The organism is Marinifilum fragile, assembly GCF_963677365.1.
Classification (GTDB): domain Bacteria; phylum Bacteroidota; class Bacteroidia; order Bacteroidales; family Marinifilaceae; genus Marinifilum; species Marinifilum fragile.
This window is the reverse complement of record NZ_OY781962.1, coordinates 2,491,170-2,516,338: the sequence shown is the minus strand read 5'-3', so window position 1 is coordinate 2,516,338 and position 25,169 is coordinate 2,491,170. Positions and strand designations below refer to the sequence as shown.

At 36.2% G+C, this 25,169-nt stretch carries 22 protein-coding genes and 6 tRNA genes; 9 read left to right on the top strand and 19 right to left on the bottom strand.

The features are described from left to right. The first annotated feature begins 115 nt into the window (after window positions 1–115). The 3 genes from ACKPCA_RS09990 to ACKPCA_RS09980 all read left to right on the top strand — a co-directional run bounded on the left by ACKPCA_RS09990 (window position 116) and on the right by ACKPCA_RS09980 (window position 1,820). Window positions 116–505: a hypothetical protein gene (locus tag ACKPCA_RS09990; RefSeq protein WP_321278926.1), complete on the top strand. Its 390-nt coding sequence runs from the start codon at window positions 116–118 to the stop codon at window positions 503–505. Window positions 506–596: 91 nt separating this feature from the next. Next, window positions 597–1,310 carry a pirin family protein gene (locus ACKPCA_RS09985; protein WP_321278925.1) on the top strand — a complete coding sequence of 238 codons (714 nt, stop codon included), beginning with the start codon at window positions 597–599 and terminating at the stop codon, window positions 1,308–1,310. Window positions 1,311–1,376: 66 nt separating this feature from the next. Continuing rightward, on the top strand, window positions 1,377–1,820 hold the full coding sequence (locus ACKPCA_RS09980) for a DMT family transporter (protein ID WP_054719852.1): 444 nt from the start codon (window positions 1,377–1,379) through the stop codon (window positions 1,818–1,820). A gap of 201 nt (window positions 1,821–2,021) precedes the next feature. Here ACKPCA_RS09980 and ACKPCA_RS09975 read toward each other — a convergent pair whose 3' ends face one another. From ACKPCA_RS09975 to ACKPCA_RS09925, 11 genes are all read right to left on the bottom strand, one after another. Further along, complete coding sequence (locus ACKPCA_RS09975; protein WP_321278923.1) at window positions 2,022–4,577, bottom strand: M1 family metallopeptidase; 2,556 nt, start codon at window positions 4,575–4,577, stop codon at window positions 2,022–2,024. Between the two features lie 130 nt (window positions 4,578–4,707). Then, window positions 4,708–5,508, bottom strand: coding sequence for a DUF1338 domain-containing protein (locus tag ACKPCA_RS09970; protein WP_321278922.1), 801 nt, complete (start codon window positions 5,506–5,508; stop codon window positions 4,708–4,710). Window positions 5,509–5,626: 118 nt separating this feature from the next. Beyond that, window positions 5,627–5,700, bottom strand: a tRNA-Asp gene (locus ACKPCA_RS09965). A gap of 29 nt (window positions 5,701–5,729) precedes the next feature. Beyond that, window positions 5,730–5,806 (bottom strand) — tRNA-Asp (locus tag ACKPCA_RS09960). A gap of 23 nt (window positions 5,807–5,829) precedes the next feature. Continuing rightward, window positions 5,830–5,906, bottom strand: a tRNA-Asp gene (locus tag ACKPCA_RS09955). A gap of 24 nt (window positions 5,907–5,930) precedes the next feature. Then, window positions 5,931–6,004 (bottom strand) — tRNA-Asp (locus ACKPCA_RS09950). A 23-nt stretch (window positions 6,005–6,027) separates the two neighbouring features. Then, window positions 6,028–6,104 (bottom strand) — tRNA-Asp (locus ACKPCA_RS09945). A gap of 78 nt (window positions 6,105–6,182) precedes the next feature. Continuing rightward, a tRNA-Asp gene (locus ACKPCA_RS09940) sits at window positions 6,183–6,256 on the bottom strand. 163 nt (window positions 6,257–6,419) lie between these two features. Then, window positions 6,420–6,959: an RsmD family RNA methyltransferase gene (locus ACKPCA_RS09935; RefSeq protein WP_321278920.1), complete on the bottom strand. Its 540-nt coding sequence runs from the start codon at window positions 6,957–6,959 to the stop codon at window positions 6,420–6,422. Next, the gene (locus ACKPCA_RS09930; RefSeq protein ID WP_054720431.1) at window positions 6,950–7,798 is read right to left on the bottom strand and encodes a DUF3822 family protein; all 849 of its coding nucleotides are present in this window, start codon (window positions 7,796–7,798) and stop codon (window positions 6,950–6,952) included. The genes ACKPCA_RS09935 and ACKPCA_RS09930 overlap by 10 nt, the downstream gene beginning before the upstream one ends. Window positions 7,799–7,809: 11 nt before the next feature. Next, window positions 7,810–8,451, bottom strand: coding sequence for a hypothetical protein (locus ACKPCA_RS09925; RefSeq protein ID WP_054720433.1), 642 nt, complete (start codon window positions 8,449–8,451; stop codon window positions 7,810–7,812). A gap of 89 nt (window positions 8,452–8,540) precedes the next feature. Here ACKPCA_RS09925 and ACKPCA_RS09920 point away from each other — a divergent pair, with 89 nt between their 5' ends. Beyond that, window positions 8,541–9,974 carry an ATP-dependent DNA helicase gene (locus ACKPCA_RS09920; protein WP_321278919.1) on the top strand — a complete coding sequence of 478 codons (1,434 nt, stop codon included), beginning with the start codon at window positions 8,541–8,543 and terminating at the stop codon, window positions 9,972–9,974. Here ACKPCA_RS09920 and ACKPCA_RS09915 read toward each other — a convergent pair. The 8 genes from ACKPCA_RS09915 to ACKPCA_RS09880 all read right to left on the bottom strand — a co-directional run bounded on the left by ACKPCA_RS09915 (window position 9,971) and on the right by ACKPCA_RS09880 (window position 18,691). After that, on the bottom strand, window positions 9,971–11,191 hold the full coding sequence (locus tag ACKPCA_RS09915; protein WP_321278918.1) for a response regulator: 1,221 nt from the start codon (window positions 11,189–11,191) through the stop codon (window positions 9,971–9,973). The genes ACKPCA_RS09920 and ACKPCA_RS09915 overlap by 4 nt on opposite strands. Window positions 11,192–11,235: 44 nt before the next feature. Continuing rightward, window positions 11,236–12,981, bottom strand: coding sequence for a phospho-sugar mutase (locus ACKPCA_RS09910; protein WP_321278917.1), 1,746 nt, complete (start codon window positions 12,979–12,981; stop codon window positions 11,236–11,238). 18 nt (window positions 12,982–12,999) lie between these two features. Beyond that, on the bottom strand, window positions 13,000–13,872 hold the full coding sequence (gene rfbD / locus ACKPCA_RS09905) for a dTDP-4-dehydrorhamnose reductase (RefSeq protein ID WP_321278916.1): 873 nt from the start codon (window positions 13,870–13,872) through the stop codon (window positions 13,000–13,002). Window positions 13,873–13,881: 9 nt separating this feature from the next. Then, a complete protein-coding gene (gene rfbC, locus ACKPCA_RS09900; protein ID WP_321278915.1) occupies window positions 13,882–14,442 on the bottom strand; it encodes a dTDP-4-dehydrorhamnose 3,5-epimerase in 561 nt (186 codons plus the stop codon). Window position 14,443: 1 nt separating this feature from the next. Then, a complete protein-coding gene (rfbA, locus tag ACKPCA_RS09895; RefSeq protein WP_407660154.1) occupies window positions 14,444–15,331 on the bottom strand; it encodes a glucose-1-phosphate thymidylyltransferase RfbA in 888 nt (295 codons plus the stop codon). Between the two features lie 92 nt (window positions 15,332–15,423). Next, window positions 15,424–16,368, bottom strand: coding sequence for a UDP-glucuronic acid decarboxylase family protein (locus ACKPCA_RS09890; RefSeq protein WP_321278914.1), 945 nt, complete (start codon window positions 16,366–16,368; stop codon window positions 15,424–15,426). 61 nt (window positions 16,369–16,429) lie between these two features. Further along, complete coding sequence (locus ACKPCA_RS09885; RefSeq protein ID WP_321278913.1) at window positions 16,430–17,779, bottom strand: UDP-glucose dehydrogenase family protein; 1,350 nt, start codon at window positions 17,777–17,779, stop codon at window positions 16,430–16,432. A gap of 339 nt (window positions 17,780–18,118) precedes the next feature. Further along, a complete protein-coding gene (locus ACKPCA_RS09880; RefSeq protein ID WP_321278912.1) occupies window positions 18,119–18,691 on the bottom strand; it encodes a PhnA domain-containing protein in 573 nt (190 codons plus the stop codon). Between the two features lie 318 nt (window positions 18,692–19,009). On the opposite strand from ACKPCA_RS09880, the gene rpsA reads away from it, so the two are divergent. From rpsA to guaA, 5 genes are all read left to right on the top strand, one after another. Further along, window positions 19,010–20,812 (top strand): 30S ribosomal protein S1, encoded by a 1,803-nt coding sequence (gene rpsA, locus ACKPCA_RS09875; RefSeq protein WP_321278911.1) that lies wholly within the window; start codon window positions 19,010–19,012, stop codon window positions 20,810–20,812. 17 nt (window positions 20,813–20,829) lie between these two features. Then, entirely contained in the window at window positions 20,830–21,189 is a 360-nt protein-coding gene (locus ACKPCA_RS09870; protein ID WP_054720455.1) for an STAS domain-containing protein, read from the top strand. Between the two features lie 3 nt (window positions 21,190–21,192). Then, window positions 21,193–22,119, top strand: a complete 927-nt coding sequence (locus ACKPCA_RS09865) for a ribonuclease Z (RefSeq protein WP_321278909.1) — start codon at window positions 21,193–21,195, stop codon at window positions 22,117–22,119. Window positions 22,120–22,232: 113 nt separating this feature from the next. Beyond that, a complete protein-coding gene (locus tag ACKPCA_RS09860; protein ID WP_321278908.1) occupies window positions 22,233–23,480 on the top strand; it encodes a C1 family peptidase in 1,248 nt (415 codons plus the stop codon). Window positions 23,481–23,628: 148 nt separating this feature from the next. Next, window positions 23,629–25,161, top strand: a complete 1,533-nt coding sequence (guaA, locus tag ACKPCA_RS09855) for a glutamine-hydrolyzing GMP synthase (protein ID WP_321278907.1) — start codon at window positions 23,629–23,631, stop codon at window positions 25,159–25,161. Window positions 25,162–25,169: the final 8 nt, after the last annotated feature.

Here is a 25,169-nt window from a genome sequence, read left to right as displayed (position 1 = left end):
GTAAAATCAAGAGTTGTAGCCCGCTTCAACTTTCTTGTAACTTGACAGGAAAGTACCTCGCAACCGGCTACTATTTTTATACTTACCGTTACATTTCACCAAAAACCAAACAATCATGAAACCATGCATCAAAATATTCGGAATCCTATTGATACTAGTAGGAATATTATTGCTTTTTACCCCTGAAATCATCTTTGGTTTTTTGGAGAGTAATAAGGGGACGTTTTGGGTTTATTGGCTTGCCATTTTGGTGCGCTTGGTGTTGGGAGCTATTTTAATTCTATCGGCCAAGGAATCAAAACATCCGCTTGCAGTTAAAATAATTGGTGGCATGTTTGTGCTTGCTGCACTCATCTTTTTGTTTATAGGACAGCAAAACTTTCAGGAGTTTATTGCTACTGTGCTTAGCGCATTTACTTCTTACGTTCCTCTTGTAGGATTGGTGAGCATTGCCTTTGGTAGCTTTTTTATTTATGCTTTTACTGGGCGAAGGGCCAAAGAATAATTAAATCCTGAATTTTATATATCAAAAAATACATTGCAGAACATTTCCAGATGTTAAGTGTTTATTTAATGTTACATTAAAATTAGAATCGATGAACACAGTATTGCACAAAGCCAACACAAGAGGACATGCCAACCATGGATGGTTGGATTCCTATCATACTTTTAGTTTTGCGAATTATTATAATCCCGATAGAATACAGTTTGGAGTTTTGCGAGTTATCAACGACGATACCGTTGATGCAGGGCAAGGATTTGGGACGCACCCTCATGAGAATATGGAGATCATTTCGATACCATTGGAGGGAGAGTTAGAGCACAAGGATAGCATGGGGAATGTTGCCAGAATTAAAGCAGGAGATATTCAGGTGATGAGTGCTGGTACTGGAGTTTACCATAGCGAATACAATAAAAATCAGGACAGAGAGGTTCAATTTCTACAGATTTGGGTGATTCCAAATCAACAACAGGTAGAGCCCCGCTACGATCAGATTTCTATAGCCGATATTTCGAAGGAGAATCAGTTCAATCAAATTCTATCTCCAAATGCCGATGACCAAGGGGTTTGGATTCATCAGAATGCTTGGTTCAATTTGGGACAGTTTACCGCAGCCACCGATAATCAATATCAATTGCATTCAAAAGATAATGGTGTATATGCTTTCGTGATTGAAGGAAATGCGATTATCGAAAATCAGGAATTACAGAAACGTGATGGCCTTGGAGTTTGGGGAACAGATTCCATTTCGATAAAAGCTGATAAAGATTCAAAAATTCTTTTGATGGAAGTCCCAATGAATCAATAATCGATTTAGAGCAACAACAGAGAATAGCTCGTAGAATTCACTATTTTTGCAACAAAATAAGAAGCTATGAGATATTTCCTGATGATTTTGATTTTGTTGGTGGGTTGCCTAATGCCAATACAAGCCAGTGTGAATGCCAAATTGGGTACTTTCCTGAAAGCGCCATTAATGGCTGCCCTGATAAATTTTATTGTAGGTGGAACTATTTTGCTTTTTGTAGTTCTTGGTATGCGAACTCCCAATAATTTGTTGCAAGCGGTTAAGGAAGCTCCTTTTCATGCCTGGATAGGTGGAGCAATAGGAGCTGTGTACGTGTCATCAGTAATCTTCTTGGTACCACGTTTGGGAGCAGCCTTAAGTTTTGCACTAATCGTATTGGGACAATTGGCTTTCTCTTTGGTAATCGATCATTTTGGTTTGTTTGGAGTCTCTGTTCAACCTGTGAATTGGGGAAGAACGATTGGTGTGTTGTTGATACTAGCAGGAGTTTTGGTGATACAGAAATTCTAGTCAATTACGATTTAATAATTAGGAATTACGATATCTCTGTTTATGGTTTCTGGTGCGATAAAAGGTTCTGGGATATGGGTAGCAATTTGGTAATCGATTTGAGTTCCTCAGTGACAAACTTCATGTTTCTTGCGCTTATAACAAAAATGACCCTCCCAAATTCGGAAGAGCCACCTTTTATACTTTCTCCTTTATACTTTTTTACTTCTTAAGTACTACATCGGAAGTTTGTAAAATTTTCAATTTTAAATTTTCGGGGTAATCAGGTCTTTCCTCTAAAAATTTGCGCGTGATATCGCCAGCTTCTTTGGATTGGAGACCGCTATAGCTAACACTTAACCAATTGTAAGGGAAGAAAATATCTCCGGTTACCTGAATTTCTTGTAACAACTCCAATGCTTGTGGCAAATAGCTCAATGCTTCTTGCTCTCTTAGTGGATGATTCAAATAACGCAAACCTTCCAAAGCCCAACGCTCAATTTGTCTGTTTTCTTCACTCTTTAAACTTTCAAAGAATTCTTTGCGAACTTCAGGATCTGAAGAAAGGGCAGGAGCAACAAATTGCATTTTCTTTTTGCGATCAGGATTTTGGATTCTTTCTGTTTGAGTTTTGATCAGTTCATCAGCTTTTTCAGGCATTTTAATTGCCAGATTACAAGCCAATGTAGTTGCTTTGGTTTCTGAAAGGCTAAAACCGCCAATGGCAATTTCCTCTTTCCATACTTTAAACAGCTGAGATAATCTTTCAGGAGTTTCAGCAATACTACTTAATGCAGAGTACAGACTCGATTTTTTACTCATGTCTTTTTCACTGCTTAGTCTGATCCAAAGACTTTCTTCCAATGTTTTACCGAGCAGTTTTCTTTCATTTGGACTTAGATCTAGCCAGTATGCTGATTTTAGATAGGAAAGCATACGTTCCAGAATTAAGCTGTTTTGTTCCCTTACAATTTGTTTTTCAATGGCTGAAACGAACTCTTTGCCACTAACAATTCCTTCGCGTAAATTTTCATACAGATTGATTAATGAGATACCTCTTGCCAAATCATCTTGAATGCTATCAAAGTCTTTTAGTAAATACGCTTTGCTACTGTCATCCAGTTTAAAGAATCCGTAAGCATCGCCTTTTGCATTGGGTATAATATAGTCGGGTGCAGCTAATCCATTTGCTTCTTCAACTTCAACTATAGACTTATCCATTGTGAACTGAATCAATTTGCTCGACTCTTTGTATCCTAGTAATAAGTTTAAATCTTGAGTCCAGTCGCCAGGATTTCCTTTAGCATCTGTTTGAGAAATGCTTAGCTTGCTGATTTTTCCATTTTCAGATTCAATATTGCACTCAATTGTAGGTCTTCCTGCTTTATCCACCCAAACCTTGCTCCAATGTTTCAAGTCGAATTCAGTCGTAGCATCAAGAATGGCAATCAAATCTTCCCAACTTGCATTTCCATATGCATAGTCTTTCATGTAAGTCTGCAGACCTTTCTTCAAGGCTTCTGCTCCGGTAATATTTTCAAGCATATTCATCACAATTGGGGATTTGTGATAGATAATTGCACCATAAACCGTTCCTGCATCTTTTAGGTTTGGTAAAACTTGATTTACCGGATTGGCACCAGAAGTTCTGTCTACGCTAAATGAGCTTGGAAAATGAGCCATTTGGAACTTTAGATCATGATTCATATCCGGAAAGCTTGGGTTTGTAATTTTATCTGCAAGGAAATTGGCAAATACTTCTTTTAGCCATACCTGATCGAACCATTTCATAGTTACCAAATCGCCAAACCACATATGAGCCGTTTCGTGTGCAATTAGGTTTGCTCGAGCCAATAAGCTGTTTTTTGTAGCATCCTTATCTAAAAACATTCTTGATGCATTGTATAGAGTAGCTCCAGTGTGCTCCATACCGCCATATTGGAAAGAAGGAATCACAACAATATCGTATTTTGCAAAAGGATAGGGAACATCCGTATATTCTTCAAGCCAGTCCAAGGATTCGAACAGGAGGCGGAAGATTTCATCGGTGTTATTGGCTAATTTTTCAGGATCTGTTTCACGATGGTACATGGTGTGTTCACGACCATTATGCTCTCGGGTAATGGTTTCAAATTTACCGGCTACAAACGAGAACAAATAGGTTGGTAGAGGTTTTGTTTTGGCAAACTCGTAGGTTGTTCTGTGACCGTCTTCCTTTACCTGACTTAACTTTCCATTACCCATGGCTTTCCAATGAGATGGAACGCTCAAGCTAAGTTCAAAATTTGCTTTAAGGTTGGGTTGATCGAAACAAGGAAATGCTGTTCTTGCGCGATCAGGTACGAACAATGTATATAAAAATTCATCATTTCGATTCAATGATGTATTGCCTGTAATAAATTCAAGCTCAATGCTATTTTGTCCTTTCTTTAGCTCTTTCTTTGGGATGATTACATGTTCTGATTCGAATCGGTAAGCGGATACTTTTCCGTTTGCCTTAACCGACTTGATCAAATTGGCACTCTCACGGAAATCGATTTGTAAATCTTGATCTGTACTCGCTAAATTGAAAATGATCTTGTTTTTTCCAGGGATCTCTGCTGATTTTCCTTCTGGGATGTCAAACTGAAGTTGATATTCCAAATTAGAAATGTTCGTTTTTCGATAATCAGCCAGAGTTTTTGCTACACCTGATTCAACAGGAAGAGTTTTTATGCTCTTATTGCAAGCTGATAATAACATGCAAATAAGAACCAAGAGTGTTAGTTGTTTGTTCATTTTTGGTGTGTTAGATTTTCAGCATAAAGATAATACTATCGAAATGCAAATGGAGTAACATTTGTTGGTTTGCACAAAAAAAGCAAAATCCAGTTCATGAATTTTGCTCTTTGAATGATATTTTATCTGATTATGCTTCTCTGTAGTTTGTGCTGTCGAAAATTTTATTGGCATTTGCAGCTATAAAGCCAGAAAATAGATTGCCAGACTCGTCGGGGTAGCGAATAGCAAATTCATAAAAGCAAGCAGGAATGTCGTAAGTACCTTCTTCAAATTTTACTTTAATAATATCCGATAAGGTTGAAGATTGCTGCAGATAAACCTCAGGAGAGCCTTTAATTTCACCTCCGGAGGTATTCATTGGATATCCATTATCTTTTAAAAACTGATTTACCTTCTCAATTGTATCAAACTTTTTTAAAGCATTAATACTAACCGTAAAATGATTTACTCTGAATCCATGGACATATAACCAGGCTGCATATTCTGATTCTTCTCTTAACCTTTGATAGGTTTCATATGAAGGTTTGCTCCAAACACTACCTTTATGGATAAGGTCAGGATCCGAATAATAAGCATTACCTACGGAATTAAGTCTGTTTTTAATAATCTTCTGAAACTCTTCTGAAAATTCAGATAGAATTAATTCAGATATAAAAACTCTTGGAGCTTCTTCGGATGGATGTTCCAAATGAACCGCATTTAAATGCTTATCGTCGAATTTATATTCGCCAGCATATTCGTATCCTGCTTTCAAAAATTTCTTAGCCAAGACATGTATGTTCATTCTTGGATCATCGAAAGTTCGAAATGCTACATGATCGTTGATGACCAATTCTCCTTCGTTTGAGAACAGATCATGAATTGCTTGCGCAGATGGATTTTGTGCAGTGTATCCTTTCCAAAGTTCGTTAAAAAGTTGTTGTTGCATAAGTGTGATTTTTATTTTGACTTAATTAAGATACGAATAAAAATCGATGCCGAACAAGATTTTTTAAGGCAATAAAAAAGCCTCCGACTCAAAAGAATCGAAGGCTTCAATTTTTCAGCGGTCCGGACGAGACTCGAACTCGCGACCCCATGCGTGACAGGCATGTATTCTAACCAACTGAACTACCGGACCAAAATATTATTAAAGAACGTTATCTTTTTTGGCGGTCTGGACGAGACTCGAACTCGCGACCCCATGCGTGACAGGCATGTATTCTAACCAACTGAACTACCAGACCAAAATATTTTAAAGAACTAACTTTGGCGGTCTGGACGAGACTCGAACTCGCGACCCCATGCGTGACAGGCATGTATTCTAACCAACTGAACTACCAGACCAAAATTTTTAAGAACAATCTTTAGCGGTCTGGACGAGACTCGAACTCGCGACCCCATGCGTGACAGGCATGTATTCTAACCAACTGAACTACCAGACCAGAATTTTTTAAGAACTAATGTTTGGCGGTCTGGACGAGACTCGAACTCGCGACCCCATGCGTGACAGGCATGTATTCTAACCAACTGAACTACCAGACCAAAAATGGTATTGTTCTTAAATAATCCTAACTTTTGATTATTCTTGTTTCAATATTTTAAAGAACGTTTTCTTCTTAGCGGTCTGGACGAGACTCGAACTCGCGACCCCATGCGTGACAGGCATGTATTCTAACCAACTGAACTACCAGACCGTTTTTTTTGATAGCGATGCAAAGATAACGCAAGTTTTTTTACTTGCAATATCTCTTTGCATTTTTTTTGTGATAATATCTAAGTAAACTCAGTAATATAGCGGTTTTGAGTATGTTACATTTTAAGAAAAATGTTCGTTTTTTATAGTTTAAGAATTCGATACTATTGCTTGTACTCAAAAAAACTAAAGTTTACACTTCCGTAGGTTCTTTTTTCTGTGAAATTTGGATGCGATGAGAAATCATTTTTAGATCCATGTTCAACAATTAAAGTGCCATTTTCATTCAATAATTCTTTTTCAAATATTAAATCAGGAATGGTATTTAAGGTTTTTAAATCAAATGGAGGATCGGCAAATATCATATCAAATTTTTGGCGACATGATTTTACAAAACGAAATACATCTGATTTTATTGGAAGAATTTGGTCCAATCCCAGTTCTTGAACTGTTTTTTGTATAAAAGCAAAATGACGATGATTTAGCTCAACGCAGATTACTTTCTCAGCTCCTCTTGAGGCAAATTCATAGCTAATACCGCCTGTACCTCCAAAAAGGTCAAGAACGCTTAGAGATTCGAAGTCTACAATGTTATTTAAAACATTAAACAGATTCTCTTTTGCAAAATCGGTTGTTGGGCGAGCTTTAAAGCTTTTATCTGGTGTTATTCTTCTTCCTTTGTGAGTTCCACTAACTATTCGCACTCGGTTAAATTTAAAAGATTAATGAATTGATTGTATTCCTTGTGTGGAATCTCATTTTTAATTCTAAGTTTAGCAGGTAAAAGTTTTACTTCTACATTAGCAAGGTATTTTTTTAGCAACTGAATAGATTTGCTTTCTTCTTGTACTAAACCATCAACTATCAGTTTACTTCTTTCGTTATTGAGTTTTTGCTGCTTGTACACATTTAAAATGTGATAGGCAAGGTCAGCATCCTCTTTGTAAGTGAAGCTATTTATAAAATGTTTGCCATTTCTATCAGGAATTATAATATGAAAATATTCCTTTTGCAAATTCACATAAACGTTGGGATGATTATCGGAAATCTCATCCTTAATGGCAGTTTTATAAAAAGGAGTAGAGTGGTGGAAGAACTCTATTTTCGAAAACTGTTTTACAAGAATCTCTTTAAAGGATAGAGGTACAGCAAAAACATTTTTCGAATTCAAATGTTCCAAATCATTCCAATGCAACTCTTCATCACGACTAAAATTATGACATAGTTGGTAACTTTCAAAAGCAAATTCTTCACTAAAAAATTCGTTCGGAATTATTATAGCTTGATTAGAAACCCAAAGAACAGCTACTGAATTGTATTCTAAATTTAGCAATTCATTATTTCTAATAAGTTCTTTAATAGAATTCAAAGTGTCAGCCTCAGTATTCTGATTAAATGCTTTAAATCGTTCAAGAGCTATACAGTGCTTGTTTGCATTGAGTATAGAAAAAGAAAATCCATCCGAGCTAACTCGGATGGATAATTTATATTCTTTCGATTTGTTTTTATCAAATGTTGAATCAACAAATACAAGGTCGTTCATAAACAGTTTGTTTACTCCCAGTTACCAGCGTTGTTGTTCGCTTCTTCAAGTGAACCAACCATCAAACCAGGATATTTGTTCAAACGAATACGGTTTCCGTTTTCTTCTTTAATTTCTTCACTGTACTCATCGTATACATCTTCGAAGATAACCATGTTAGAAACTTTAGCTTCGAAAACCTGAACTTTAACTTGAGAACCAGTAACGAAAACACCAGCCCCCATTTTAAATTGATGTTTACCTTGTGTAAAAGGAACATATCTTAGGTTCTCAATTGGATACTCTTTTCCAAAGATTGTATCAAGAGCTGAAATCATAATGGTATCACGAATGATGAAACCTTTTTTCACAGCTTCTTTTTCAGTCATACCTGATTCGTATTGCTCATCAGTTAGAGTACCTTCAGACTTTACCAATGGCATTGAGTCTGTCTTGATAAAATTGATCAAAGTATCGAAACTTCCTGTATACTTACCATTAACATCTTTATAAGCAACTTGCGCTTTACGAATATCTTTTAACTGATCGATAATTCTATCATAACGCTGCTTCTTAATTTTACCAAATTCAAGTGGTTTGTTAATGCTTTGGTAGCTTAAATAAGCTAGTGCAACAATTGCTATGGCAAGTAAGATTTGAAAGACTTTTTTCATTTTTATTCTTATTAGTTTGTGTAAGTTTGTCTGCAAATTTAAAAAAAAATTCTATTTGGCTATTTTTATATCCATAAAAATTAACGGAAATGCTAAAAAATCATGTGGCTGAGAAGATTACTGAACACCTTAAATTTGCTCCAACAAGCGATCAAACTAAGGCTATAGTTGGTTTAGCGGATTTTGTGACTCAAGTTCAAAATCAAAGAATATTTTTGTTAAAAGGATATGCCGGAACAGGAAAAACAACTTTGGTAAGTGCTCTAACTTCAACTTTAAGTGATTTTAAAATAAAATCGGTGTTGTTGGCACCTACTGGTCGAGCTGCAAAAGTGTTAAGTCAGTATGCTAAAAATCCAGCTTTCACCATTCATAAAAAAATATACCGACAAAAATCACTTGCAGATGCAGAAGCTGTATTTGTAAAAGATAGAAACTTAAATGTCAACACTGTATTTATTGTTGATGAGGCTTCGATGATTTCAAATTATTCTCCGGAAGCTTCTTACTTTGGCTCTGGTTGTTTGCTTGATGATTTGATTGAGTACGTTTACTCTGGGAAAAACTGCAGGTTGATTTTAATTGGGGATTCGGCGCAGTTGCCTCCTGTAGGTTTGGATATTAGTCCGGCACTCGATCCTGAAGAGTTACGTGCATGTTATCATCTTGAAATAGAGGAGATGATTTTAAGACAAGTGGTTAGGCAAAACGAGGAATCTGGAATTCTGATGAATGCCACCGAATTAAGAAACATGCTGCAAGATGGACGGGAAGGATTTCCTGTTTTAAGTACTCAGAATTATCCAGACATATATAAAATAGGGGGAGGTGAATTGATAGAAGAATTGTCTTCCGCTCATTATAAGTATGGTGTTGAGGATACAATTGTAATAAGTAGATCGAATAAAAGAGCAAATCGTTTTAACCAGGGGATTCGAAATACTGTAATGTATCGTGAAGAAGAAATATCTGCTGGCGATTTGTTAATGGTTGTGAAGAACAACTATTTCTGGGCTCACGATATCGAAAATATGGATTTTATTGCCAATGGTGATATTGTTGAGATTGTAAAGATCCGCAAACGTGTTGAATTGTATGGTTACCGATATGCAGAGGTTACAGTTCGTTTTCCTGATTACAATGATGTGGAGTTGGATACCATGATATTGTTGGATACTTTAGATATCGAAACAGCCTCGTTGGGATATGAGGAGACCAAACAACTTTTTTTTACCATTGCAGAAGATTATTCAGATATCAGAGCCAAGAAAAAACGTTACGAGAAAGTTAGAAACAATAAATTCTTTAATGCTCTGCAAGTTAAGTTTGCATATGCAGTCACTTGTCACAAAGCACAGGGAGGACAGTGGAAAGCTGTATTTGTTGATCAAGGTTACCTTACTGATGAATTGCTGAACAGAGAATATTACAGATGGCTGTATACAGCCTTAACACGTGCTACAGAGAAATTGTATCTTGTAAACTTTAAGAAGGAATTTTTTCCTAACGAACCAGAGTATTAAAGTTCGATTCCTATGACAAGGATATCATCGGTTTGTTCATAGTTACTTTTCCACTTCTCTAGCCAAGTGAATATATCTGATTTTTGAAGATTGATGGATTTGGTTTGGATTTCAAGCAACTTCTCAAAAAACTGTTTTCTTTTCAGTCTTTTTTGCTGATCGCCACCCAACTGATCGGTAATTCCATCGCTATATAAGAAAATTCTATCACCAGGTAAGAACTTTATTTTATTGACTGTAAATTCAACAAATTCAGATTCCTTTCCAATGGAATTTCTATCTCCGGCAATTTCAAATAAAGAGAATTGCTCGTTGCACAATTTGGCCTCTGTGTCTTCATTGTTTACAATTAGCTGAGAATTATTTTCTCTTATTAAAACCAATGATCTTTTGGCACCAACAAATTCAATTAATTGTTCTTGTGGATAGATTGAACAGAAAATACCATCCATTCCATCATATTGAGTGTAAGTATCTGCAGAAGTATTTAATAGTTTACTAAACTTCCTGCTTAATAAAGGGAAAATCTGCTCGGCTTGAATTTCGTTACCATTTTGAGATAAAGTATGCAATTCCATTTGTCCCATTACAGTTAGCATAGCTGCAGGAACACCATGGCCAGTACAATCGAAAACACCAATGCTATTTTTGTTGAAGTTTTGCTGAATCCAATAAAAATCTCCTCCTACTACATGTTTGGGTAAATTAATGATAAATGATTTTGGATATAATCTTCTAAAATGTTCTGCATCGGGAAGAATGGATCTTTGTATGCGTTGTGCATGGATCATTCCCTGATGAATGTCGTAATAGGATTTGTATTTAGAGATTTCCTGTTTTTGCTCATTAATTTGGAATGCAATCAGGACCTTTGTTTGTAATTCGGTAAAATCGATAGGTTTTTTAACGTAGTCTTGAGCACCAAGGTTTAGAGTAGCTTTAATGCTTTCCATCTCAGTTTTCGCCGTAACCATAATTACGGGAATTTCTTTAAGCCTATCGTTTGCCTGAATTCGTTCAAGAACTTCAATTCCATCCATGACGGGCATCATGATGTCCAGTAAAATCACATCAGGTATATTACCCTCTAACCAGGCAAGGGCTTGTTGGCCACTTTCCTTTGAAATTACTTCATAATCACGTCTAAAATATGCCTCAATCAACTTGTTGTTGATTGGTGAGTCGTCAACAGAAAGAATTGTTTTCTTGGTGTTCATAAATAAAATAAGTGTAGGGTAGCAGTAACGCTACCCTAAAAATATTAGTTTAAATTCAAAGAATCTATTATTCCTTCAATTTTTTTATTTGCTTTTTCTTCAGTAGCATAGAAATTTTCTAAAGAAGGCAGTTCTTCACGTACTTCGAAATAGTATTTAATTTTTGGTTCAGTACCAGAAGGACGAACGGAAATTTTAGATCCATCTTCTAAGTAAATTTGAAGAACATCTGCAGTTGTTTCAAAATCAAGATTCTTAGCTTCACCTGTAATTGGGTTTGTGGCTTTTCTTGTTGTATAATCCTTAACCAATACAACAGGCGATCCATTGATTTCTTTTGGAGTGTTGAATCTGTAGTCGTGCATCATCTGTGCGATTTCCTGAGATCCTTGCAAACCTTCACGGACGATGTAAATCATTTTTTCTTTAGAGAATCCATACTCTAAATAAATTTCTTTTAGAATATCAAACAGGTTTTTACCTTGATCTTTTGCCCATGCAGCGATTTCAGCCATAATACTACATGCCGATACCGCATCTTTGTCCCGAGTGAAATCTCCTGGCATGTAACCAAATGATTCCTCACCACCACCAACGTAATTCTTTTCAGGATTTTTACGCATTACATCTGCAATCCATTTAAATCCGGTGTATGCATCGAAACATTCTACATTGTTTTTTTCTGCTACATCCTTGAATAATTCAGTAGTTACAATGGTTTTTACAACGTAATCATTACCGGTAAGTAAACCTAACTCACGTCTTCTTTTAATCAAGTAATAGGTGAAGATTAAAGCGGTTTGATTACCGTTGATAATTTCCCATTCGCCTTTGTCATTTTTAACTGAAATTCCCAATCTGTCTCCATCAGGATCGCAAGCCATTACCAAATCAGCATCAACTTCATCAGCTTTATCAACGGCCATTTTTAATGCTTCTGGTTCTTCTGGATTTGCAGACCAAACGGTAGGGAAGTTTCCATCAACCACGTCTTGTTCCTGAATGTGAATTATATTTTCGAAACCATAATTTGCCAATGAATCAGGAACCAATTTTACAGTTGTTCCATGCAATGGTGTAAATACGATCTTTAAGTCTTTCTGGTTCTGAATGGCTTCAGGTGATAGACTTAGAGTTTTAACTGTATCAAGGTAAAGTTTGTCCATTTCGGCACCTAAAACTTCAATCAAATCAGGATTTCCTTCAAATTTGATGTCTTCAACCTTAACAGCTTTTACTTCGTTAATTACATTTTTATCGTGAGGAGGCACCAATTGAGATCCATCTTCCCAATATGCCTTGTATCCATTGTATTCTTTCGGGTTGTGTGATGCTGTGATGATAACACCCGACTGACATCCCAAATGACGAATGGCAAATGACATTTCTGGAGTAGGACGTAAGTCTTCGAAAATATAAGCTTTGATTCCGTTAGCCGAGAAGATATTTGCTACGGTATCAGAAAATAGTTTACTGTTATTACGACAATCATATCCAATACAAACAGAAATTTGCTCTTTGTCAGGAAATGATTTGTTTAAATAGTTTGCCAATCCTTGAGTTGCAGCTCCAACTGTATAAATATTCATACGGTTGGTTCCAGGTCCCATTTTACCTCTTAATCCACCTGTTCCGAACTCTAAATCCTTATAAAATGAATCTATTAAAGCCGTTTTATCTTCCTGATCAAGTAGTTCTTTTACAGCATCCTTTGTCTCTTGATCGTAATTCCCCTCTAGCCATTTGTTGGCCGTTTCAATTACACTTTCTAAAATTTCCGTTTTGTCCATTTTCGAAAAATTTCTTGGTTAACTTTTTATTCGATTGATACAATGCGATATCCTTCCCCTCCAGTGTGGAATATCAAGCTCAAAAATATGTTTAATTTTTGATTTATTCAAGACGCTATAGTGAGGTCTTTTTGCCAAAGTTTTAAAGCTCTCGCTGTCAGTGCTATTAATTTTACACTTGTTGTTAGCAACAATTTGTATTTCAGTTGCAAAATCGAACCAACTGCAAACGCCTTCGTTTGAGTAATGGTATATGCCAAAATCTTTGAAATGATTGTCTTTCTCTAATCTTTCGATGATATGCATTATGCACAAGGCTAGATCGTGTGCATAGGTTGGGGTGCCAACCTGGTCGACAACAACTTGTAATTCCTCTCTTTCCTTTCCCAGGTTCAACATGGTTTTCAAAAAGTTTTTTCCGAATGGAGAATACAGCCAGGAAGTTCTAATTGTGATATGATTTGGACAAATTTCTTGAAGGTAATTTTCACCTTTTAATTTGGTGTCTCCATAAACACTTTGCGGCTCGGTTTGTTCCTCTTCGTTGTATGGTTTGAATCCCTTGCCAGAAAATACATAGTCGGTTGAGATGTGAATTGGAATAATGTTATTTTGCTTTGAAATGGTAGCAAGATTCTTTACAGCTTCGGCATTTAATAGCTCTGCCATTTCTTTGTTTTCTTCCGCTCCATCTACATTAGTGTATGCCGCGCAATTTATCAGATAACTAAAATTTGCATCCGCAACGAAGTTTTCAATGTCGGCAAAAGAAGTGATATCCAGTTCTTCAATATCGGTAAAAACAAATTGGACATTTGGGTAATTCTTTGATAGTTCTTTGATCTCAGAACCCAATTGTCCATTGCTTCCTGTTATTAAAATATTTGTCATAGTCGACTTTTATTTTCCAAATTTGAAATTCCTTTCAGCTTCTTTAAAGTTTGGCAAGACCTTATCCTTTGGTGAGATGATTGCATTTTTAGGGTCTATTCTCCAATCAATATTTAAACTTGGATCGTTAAAATTAAGACCTCTTTCAGCTTCTGGATTATATAGGTTGTCGCACTTGTAAACAAAGGTCGCTGTTTCGCTTAGTACTGAGAATCCATGAGCAAAGCCTCTTGGTATAAGAAACTGTATTTTGTTTTCCGCTGATAATTCAATTCCTCTCCATTTTCCAAATGTAGGCGACCCTTCTCTTAAGTCAACGGCTACATCGAAAACTTTACCTTCGATTACACGAACCAGTTTTGTTTGAGAATATGGAGCAAGTTGATAGTGTAAACCTCTTATCACACCATATCCTGATTTAGATTCGTTATCTTGAATAAAATTCAAGTTAAGATTGTGTTTAAGGAACTCTTTCTCGTTATAGCTTTCGAAGAAATAACCTCTTTCATCTTCAAATACTCTTGGCTGTATGATTAATAAATCGGGAATTTCTGTTTTTATTATTTCCATGTCAATTTTCTAAACGAGTGATGGTTTCATTTGCAACATTTACCAAATACTCCCCATAAGTATTTTTAAGAAGTGGTTTGGCAAGTTCTAACAGTTGATCTTTCTTAATAAATCCATTTCTATAGGCAATTTCTTCTATACAAGCAACTTTTAAGCCTTGTCGTTGCTCAATGGTAGCAATAAAATTGGAGGCTTGCAACATGCTTTCATGTGTACCTGTATCCAGCCATGCTATGCCTCGACCAAGAACTCTTAGTTTTAATTTGCCTTCTTGTAAATAGATTTGATTAAGATCGGTAATTTCAAGTTCTCCGCGTTTCGAAGGTTTTAATGATTTTGCTTTCTCAACAACCGTGTTGTCGTAAAAATATAAACCTGTTACTGCATAGTTTGATTTTGGGTTTTTAGGTTTTTCTTCTATGCTTTTCACCAATCCGTTCTCGTCAAATTCTGCTACACCATATCTTTCAGGATCATTTACATGATATCCAAATACGTAAGCTCCAGATGTTAATTTTGCCGACTCTACCAGTTGTTTGCTAAATTCATATCCATAGTAAAGATTATCCCCAAGAATCATGCAGACAGGACTATCGCCAATAAACTCTTCACCAATAAGAAAAGCTTGTGCCAAACCATCAGGAGAAGGTTGTTCGGCATAAGAAATATCCAGACCATATTGACTGCCATTATCAAATAAATCCTTATAAAGAGGTAGATCCTTTGGAGTTGAAATGATAAGAATCTCTTTGATACCGGCTAGCATCAAAACCGATAATGGATAATAAATCATCGGTTTGTCGTAAATTGGTATAATTTGTTTTGAAATACTCTTGGTAATTGGATAAAGACGAGTGCCTGATCCCCCGGCTAATATAATTCCTTTCATATTTATTATAGTAAATTTTTGCGTAATTAATTTGACTTAAAATAAATGCTTAGGCATTCCTTATTTTTAGCCGTAATGTTTATGTCATTATGCTATTGATTTTTTAAAAGAGTATCAAAATAAGCAATGGTTTTTTGTAATCCTTCCCTTAATTGAATTTTTGGTTCCCAATTGTTCAGTTCTTTTTTGGCAAGGCTAATGTCCGGTTGTCTTTGCGTAGGATCGTCTTGAGGCAGAGGGAGATTGATGATTTTAGATTTTGAATTGGTTAATTCAATTACATTTTGAGCGAGTTCCAAAATGGTAAATTCATTTGGATTTCCTATGTTAATCGGTCCTGTAAAGTTGTGACGAGTTTGCATCATTCTCGACATGCCTTCTACCAAGTCATCAACATACTGAAAACTTCTGGTTTGAGATCCATCACCAAAAATGGTAATGTCCTCGTTTTGTAAAGCCTGCACAATAAAGTTCGATACAACACGTCCATCATCCGGATTCATGTTTGGGCCATAAGTGTTGAAAATACGTATGATTTTAATATCAACATTATTTTGGTTGTGATAATCCATAAATAGGGTTTCTGCACAACGTTTCCCTTCATCATAGCAAGAACGAACTCCAATTGGGTTTACATTTCCCCAATAATCTTCTGTTTGTGGATGAATTTCAGGATCACCATAAACTTCACTGGTGGAAGCTTGTAAGATTCTTGCTTTAACACGTTTGGCTAATCCTAACATGTTAATGGCACCCATTACCGAAGTTTTAATGGTTTTTATCGGATTGTATTGATAATGAATTGGCGATGCTGGACAAGCCAAGTTGTAAATTTCATCTACTTCGGCAAAATATGGCGTGGTAACATCATGGCGCACCAATTCAAAGAAATGATCATCAAGAAGATGAGCAATGTTTTTTTTCGAGCCAGTAAAATAGTTGTCAAGGCAAATTACATCATTCCCTTCTCTAAGAAGGCGCTCGCATAAGTGTGATCCAATGAACCCTGCACCTCCGGTAACAAGTACTCGTTTCATGTGTGTATGGTTAAATTCCTCCCAATATTGGGAGGAATTGATGTTGTAAGTTAATAATTTATTATTTAGCAATAGCTTTACTTTCTATGCCAATAACTTCTCTACCGATAGAGTAGTAGGTGTACTCATTGTCTCTCATTTCATCAATGTCGTAAATGTTACGTCCATCGAAAATGATTTTGTTTTTCAATAGTTTTTCCATTACTCGGAAGTTTGGAACTTTAAATTCGTTCCATTCGGTAATAATAATAAGAGCATCGGCATCGATTAATGCTTCGTACTGATCTTTTGCATATTGAATCGAATCACCAATTCTTCTTTTACACTCTTCCATTGCAACAGGATCGTAGGCAACCACTTCGGCACCTTCATTAAGCAGCTTGTCGATAACTACCAATGCCGGAGCTTCTCGCATATCATCGGTGTTTGGTTTAAAGGATAATCCCCAAATGCCAAATTTCTTCCCTTTAATATCTCCATCGAAATGAGACATTACCTTTTTGTAAAGCACACTTTTTTGTCGATTGTTTACCAATTCAACCGATTTAAGAATTTCAAGAGGGTGTCCTTTTTGTTCTGATGTTTTTACCAATGCCTGAACATCTTTAGGAAAACAAGACCCGCCGTAACCAGTTCCCGGGTAAATAAATTTATTTCCAATACGAGAATCCGATCCAATACCTTTGCGCACATTGTTCACATCTGCACCAACAATTTCGCATAGATTTGCGATATCGTTCATGAACGAAATTTTTGTAGCAAGCATTGAATTGGCCGCATATTTGGTCATCTCTGCAGATGGAATGTCCATGAAAATTACAGGATGATTGTTCATTAAGAATGGCTTGTACAATCTCTTCATTACCTTTTGCGCTTTCTCCGATTCTGTACCAATCACTACACGATCAGGTTTTAAAAAATCATCGATAGCTGCACCTTCTTTCAAAAATTCAGGGTTTGAAGCAACATCAAATGTCAAGTCCGAATTTCTTTTATCCAACTCATCTTGAATGGCAGCTTTAACTTGTTTAGCTGTTCCAATTGGTACAGTACTTTTTGTGACAACTACCATATAGTGTTGTGCATGTTTACCAATTTCGCGGGCAACACCAAGTACGTATTGTAAATCAGCGCTACCGTCTTCGTCAGGAGGAGTACCTACAGCAATAAATACGGCATCGGCTTCTGTTATACTATCTTTTAAACTGGTTGAGAATGATAAGCGGCCTTTTTCCATATTTCGCTTCACCATAGGAGTTAATCCTGGTTCGTATATGGGAATAATGCCTTTGTTTAGGTTGTCAATTTTTTTTTGATCAACATCAACACAAGTAACGGTAACGCCGGTTTCTGCAAAACAGGTTCCCGAAACAAGACCAACGTAACCTGTACCAACAATAGTAATGTTCATATAGATAGTTTTTTAAGTAATTGTTTACGGATTAAGTTTTCTACCTGTAAAATAAAACAAAATAAATTAAAGTAATAGTCTCTTAAAAGCAGCATTTTTACTTCTTTAGTGGTTCATGCAATTTTACTACGGAAGATCTAAAGAATGGTTGCTTGCAAGCAACTGGAATTTAAACTGTTGATTTTTTTGCTCTTATCGTGTTATTAGTGGTAGGATGGTTATATCTAATAAGTGTTTTTTAAAGAATTGAATTAAGATACAGAGTATGTAGAATAATATAAAAAAACAGGAACCCCAATCAGAGTTCCTGTTTTTTAATTAATCGCCAAAAGTAGATTATTACATTTTCTTCACATACTTGGTAAGAATGTAGATTTGTTGTCCTTCTACACGTCCTTCGATGTGAGTTGGATCATCGGCAACCAATGAGATACGGCGTACTGCAGTACCACGTTTTGCAGTAAATCCTGCACCCGAAACTTTAAGGTCTTTAATCAAAACCACGCTGTCTCCTGCTTGCAACTCAACACCATTGCTATCGATGTGTTTTACTTGATCTTCATCATCTTCACCTTCGCCTGTTGCTTGTGCCCAAGCCATGGTTTCTTCATCAAGATAAAGCATGTCCAATAAGTCTTGAGGCCAGCCTTCTGCTTTTAATCGATTAAGCATTCTCCATGCCATTACCTGTACTGCAGGAACTGTGCTCCACATGCTATCATTCAAACAACGCCAGTGATTGGCATCTATTTTATCCTTGTCTTCCATTTGCTCGTGGCAAGTTCCACAAACCAAAATGTGTTGGTCGGCCGATCCGTTCGATGGAGCAACTTCATAAGGTTTTAAACCTTCGCTGGCACCACACAACTCGCAAACCGAAGAGCGTGATTGTAATTCTTTTTCTAGACTCATTATTATTTAATTATTCTACGAAATTTGTTGCAAAGGTAAGGGAGAAATGAAATTATGCCAGTTTAAATCACAAAAAATGTTTTAATTAGGAATAGAAGGAAAAGATTGTGTTTGTATTAAAATACATAATTCATCATTTACAATTCTTAATTTAAATACGGCATTCTAAATAGTTAAAATCCCTTCTAAGTGTATGTTTTATTGCAAGATTTTGCGAAAAAAATGTCGTAACTTGTATATTCTTCCGGAATAATTTATACTTTTGCACGGAATTTTATATATAATGTCTAATTTATTAGTAAATCAGTAGTTTAACACATGGTTGAAGAAAACAAAAAAATTGACAATTCTGCACCAGACGCAGAATTTGATTGGGATGCATTCACTAATGACGAAGGTTTCGCAGGTGAAAAGAGAACCGAATTAGAAGCAATGTATGATAAAACTTTATCTACAGTTGCTGAAAAAGAAGTAATTGACGGTATCGTTATTTCTTTGAATAAAAGAGAAGTTGTAATCAATATTGGTTACAAATCAGATGGTATTGTAAGCTTAAACGAATTCCGTTACAACCCAGAATTAAAGGTTGGTGATACTGTTGAAGTTTACGTTGAGTCTCAAGAAGACAAAAAAGGACAGTTAGTTCTTTCACACAAAAAAGCTCGCGCTTTACGTTCATGGGATAGAGTTAATTCAGCTCTTGAAAATGACGAAATTATCAAAGGTTACATCAAATGTCGTACTAAAGGTGGTATGATCGTTGACGTATTTGGAATCGAGGCTTTCTTGCCAGGTTCTCAAATTGACGTTAAACCAATCCGTGACTACGATGTATACGTTGGTAAAACTATGGAGTTCAAAGTTGTTAAAATCAACCACGAATTCAAAAACGTTGTTGTTTCTCACAAAGCTCTTATCGAAGCTGAACTTGAACAACAGAAGAAAGAAATTATTGCTAAGCTTGAAAAAGGTCAGGTATTGGAAGGAACTGTTAAAAACATCACTTCATACGGTGTATTCATCGACTTGGGTGGAGTTGACGGTTTGATTCACATTACAGACTTATCTTGGGGTAGAGTAACTCACCCAAGCGAAATTGTTGAGCTTGATCAGAAATTGAACGTTGTAATCCTTGACTTCGATGACGATAAAAAACGTATCGCTCTAGGTCTTAAACAACTTACTCCACACCCATGGGATGCTCTAGATGCTGAGTTGAAAGTAGGTGATACTGTAAAAGGTAAAGTAGTTGTTATGGCTGATTACGGTGCATTCGTTGAAATCGCTACTGGTGTTGAAGGTTTGATTCACGTTTCTGAAATGTCTTGGTCACAGCACCTAAGATCTGCTCAGGATTTCATGAAAGTTGGAGACGAAGTAGAAGCTCAAATCTTAACTTTGGATCGCGAAGAGAGAAAAATGTCTCTTGGTATCAAGCAATTGAAAGCTGATCCATGGGCTGAGATTGACACTAAATATGCTGTTAACTCTAAGCACACAGCTAAAGTTCGTAACTTCACTAACTTCGGTGTATTTGTTGAAATCGAAGAAGGTGTTGACGGATTAATCCACATCTCAGATCTTTCTTGGACTAAGAAAGTGAAGCACCCAGCTGAATTCACTCAAATTGGAGCTGAAATCGAAGTTAAAGTTCTTGAAATCGACAAGGAAAACAGAAGATTAAGCTTAGGTCACAAGCAATTGGAAGAAAATCCATGGGATGTATTCGAAACAATCTTTACAACTGATTCTGTTCACGAAGGTACTATCGTAGAAGTATTCGAAAAAGGAGCTGTTATCGCTCTTCCTTACGGTGTTGAAGGATTCGCTACTCCACGTCACCTTGTGAAAGAAGATGGTTCTCAAGCTAAAGTTGAAGAGAAATTAGAATTCAAAGTAATCGAATTCTCAAAAGCTGCTAAGAGAATTATCCTTTCTCACTCAAGAACTTTCGAAGATGTGAAGAAGGCTGAAGAGACTGCTGCGAAAAAAGAAGCTGCTAAAACAACGAAAAAAGGTGTTAAAAAAGTGAAAGATTCACTAGAAAAGACTACCTTAGGTGATATATCAGAATTAGCTGCTCTTAAATCGCAATTAGAAGGCGACAAAGACGCTGAATAATTTTAAAATAAGGTACTATGGACTTCAAGATTGACAAGAAAGATGGATACACTCTAGTGCAGGTATTGAAAGACAAATTGGATACTCATATCGCTCCTGCTTTAAAATCAGAATTGGTTTTAATTTCTGGAAACGGTGAGAAAAATATTCTTTTGGATTTAACTCCATGTACATATTGTGATTCTTCTGGTCTTAGTGCAATTCTTGTAGCGAATAGGTTGTGTAAAAATGCAAACGGAACATTTGTTCTGTATGGCTTGCAGCCTGCTGTTGAAAGATTGGTTTCCATTTCACAGCTAGATTCAGTTCTAAATATTGCGTTCAATATGGATGAGGCTGTTTCTACTATGAAAGCTCAAATTGAATTAAACAAGTAATTGGTGAAATTTGAAGTAACAATCTTAGGCAGTAACTCTGCTTTACCAACAACCAAAAGATATCCAACCGCTCAAGTGCTCAATGTACTTGAGCGGTTCTTTTTAATTGACTGTGGTGAAGGTACGCAGATTCAAATGAAGCGATTTAGAGTTCCGATGAGTCGCATCAATCATATCTTTATATCGCATACTCATGGCGATCATATATTTGGCCTAATCGGATTGCTTTCTACATACGCACTTCAAGGGCGAAAATCCGATCTGCATATATATGGACATAGCAAATTAGAGAAGTTAATCACTTTTCAGTTGGAACTTCTTGAAACCAGAAAGCAATATGATATTTATTTCCACACTATTTTTGGAAAAGAAACACAAACGCTTTTCGAGGATGACAAAGTAATCGTTCAATCTTTCCCATTAAAACATGGAGCAATGCCTTGTGCTGGTTTTTTATTTAAAGAAAAAGAAAGACCTCGTTCCTTGAATGCCGATTTGTTAGATTTTTACAATGTTCCGATTCGTTGTCGCCACTCCTTAAAAATGGGAGAGGATTTTGTGACCGAAGAAGGAGAGGTTATTCCGAATAAAAAACTAACCCAAGATCCTTTACCAACCCGTTCGTATGCTTTTTGCACTGATACAGCTCCCTACAAGAAGATTCTTCCAATTATAGAAAATGTGGATTTACTGTATCACGAGGCAACTTTCCTAAAAACAGAAGTGAAGTTGGCAAAGGCTACTTATCATTCTACAGCGGAGCAGGCTGCAAAAGTTGCAAGTGAAGCCAATGCAAAAAAGTTGATCATTGGACATTTTTCTTCTCGGTTTAAAACGTTGGATGCTCACTTGAAAGAGGCAAAGCTCGTTTTCGAAAATACACATCTGGCTGAAGATGGTAGCAAGTTCACAATAGAACTTAATCGCTAAAGGAATCAGCAATCAACTTTTTTTATAAATTAGCATCTCGAAAGAATTATGTGGTTTCTAGAAAGAGAAATCCTTAAGTTCGATTGTTCAATTTGACACTAAAACCAACAAACATGAAAAAGATTTTAATCGTGCTTATGGCTGTTGCCTTAAGTTCATCTGTTTTTGCACAACAAAAACAAGACAAATCTAAATTTAAAGAGTACGAACCAGGTTATTATCAAAACTCTATCCTAAAGGATATTAGAATGGTTGATGCTCAATTGGAAAAGAATGCTGTTGATAAAAGATTCTTTATGGATCAAAGTTCGTACGATCTTCCAAATAAAATTGAATTGTACAAGGATAATACAGAATGGGCACGCCCAACAATTTCGCAAGGAAATACTGGAACATGCTGGTGTTTTTCTACTACTTCGTTTTACGAATCGGAAGTTTATCGTTTACACAAGAAGAAAGTGGATATTTCTGAGTTATACACAGTTTATTGTGAATACATTGAAAAAGCTCGTCGTTTTATTCAAGAAAGAGGAAATTCGGTTTTTGAACAAGGAGCAGAAGGTAACTCTGTGGCAAGAATGTGGAAGATTTATGGCGCTTGTCCTCAATCAGCTTATACAGGATTATTGAATGGAAGAAAATTTCATACACACGAAAAAATGTATGATGAAATGATGGCTTTCTTGAATGGTTTGAAAAAAAGCAATGCATGGAACGAAGAAGAGGCATTGGCTACAATCAAATCTATCATGAATCATTATATGGGAACTCCTCCAACAAAATTTACAGTAGAGGGTAAGGAGTATACACCTAAAACTTATTTGAAAGATTATTTAAAACTTAATCCTGATGATTATGTAGAAATTCTTTCTTATAAACAAGAGCCATATTGGAAGCAAGTTGAATACAAAGTACCTGATAATTGGTGGCATTCAGAAGAGTATTATAATGTTCCTCTTGATGAATATATGGAGTCAATTAAGAAAGCAATTCGTAAAGGATACACAATGAGTATTGGTGGAGATGTGTCGGAAGCAGGTTTCTTGAGAACAACAAATTGTGCGATGGTTCCTAGTTTTGATATTCCATCGGCATATATTAATGAAGATGCCCGTCAATTCCGCTTCTCTAATGGATCAACTACTGATGATCATGGTATGCACATGGTTGGTTACTATGTTGACAAGGAAGGAAAAGATTGGTATTTGATTAAGGATTCAAGTTCAGGATCTCGTAATATTGATGAAAACTCAGCTGAGTTTGGATACTACTTCTTCCATGAAGACTACGTGAAGCTGAAAATGATGGGATACACCATTCACAAAGACGCAGTAAAAGATTTGCTTAAAAAATTTAAATAATTAGCAGCCCCTGAGGAATTCCTCGGGGGTTCTTTTTTTATTATAGAGTTGTTTTTTGAATTCTTGATAAAGACGTTTTAAAGTCGCAAATTTGTGTATCTTTGTACGCCAAATAAGATTACTGAACAACCCTCAATTTGTAAGATTTATGCAGGAAAAAATTCTGATTTTAGATTTTGGCTCACAGTACACTCAGTTAATTGCAAGACGTGTTCGTGAATTAAATGTGTATTGTGAAATTCATCCTTATAATAATCCTCCAGCAATCGATGAGTCGATTAAGGGTGTGATTTTATCAGGAAGTCCGTTCTCAGTAAGAGACGAAAAAGCTCCAATTCCAGATTTATCAGAAATAAAAGGCAAATTACCACTTCTTGGAGTTTGTTATGGTGCCCAGCATTTGGCTCACTGCTTTGGTGGTGAAGTAATGGCATCAAACAAAAGAGAATATGGTCGTGCTAACTTAACTTCGGTTGATAATAGCTGTGCTCTTTTAAAAGGAATTAGCTTGAATTCTCAGGTTTGGATGTCTCATGGTGATACCATTGAAAGAATGCCTGCAAATTATAAAGTAACAGCAAGTACCACTGACGTGGAAAATGCTGCTTTTGCAATTGAAGGTGAAACAACTTATGGTATTCAATTCCATCCGGAGGTTTATCACAGTACTGAAGGTATTGTTTTATTGGAAAACTTTATTGTTGGCATCTGTGGATGTTCTCAGGATTGGACTCCAGATGCATTTGTTGAAACAACAGTAGCAGAGTTAAAAGCTCAATTGGGTGAGGAACGTGTAATTCTTGGATTATCAGGTGGTGTTGACTCAACTGTTGCAGCTATGTTATTGCATAAGGCAATTGGCAAAAACCTTTATTGTATTTTCGTTGACAATGGACTTTTGCGTAAGAATGAGTTTACCGATGTATTGAAGAAATACGAATCTCTAGGTTTAAATGTAACTGGTGTTGATGCAGGAGAGAAGTTTATTTCTGCCTTGGCAGGTGTTACTGATCCTGAAAAGAAACGTAAGATTATAGGTAATGCATTTGTCGAGGTATTCGATGAAGAATCTCATAAAGTAGAAAATGCAAAATGGTTAGGTCAAGGAACAATTTATCCTGATGTAATCGAATCAGTTTCAGTTACTGGAGGTCCTTCTCAAACCATTAAGTCACACCATAATGTAGGTGGTTTACCGGATTATATGAAGCTAAAAGTGGTAGAGCCACTAAAATTGCTTTTTAAAGATGAGGTGCGTCGTGTTGGACGAAGCATGGGATTAGAAGATAAATTTATAAGTCGTCATCCATTTCCAGGACCAGGATTAGGTATTCGTATTCTTGGTGATATTACTGCTGAAAAAGTTAGAATTCTTCAAGAAGTTGACGACATCTTCATTTCAGGTTTGAAAGAAGATGGATTGTATGATGATGTTTGGCAAGCTGGTGCTATGTTACTGCCTGTTCAATCGGTTGGAGTAATGGGAGATGAGCGTACTTATGAAAGTGTTGTAGCTCTTCGTGCTGTTGGTTCTACTGATGGTATGACAGCGGATTGGTCACACTTACCATATGAGTTTCTTGCTAAAACTTCTAACAAAATCATCAATAATGTAAAAGGTGTAAATAGAGTTGTTTACGACATAAGCTCTAAGCCACCAGCAACTATTGAGTGGGAATAAATTTGTGA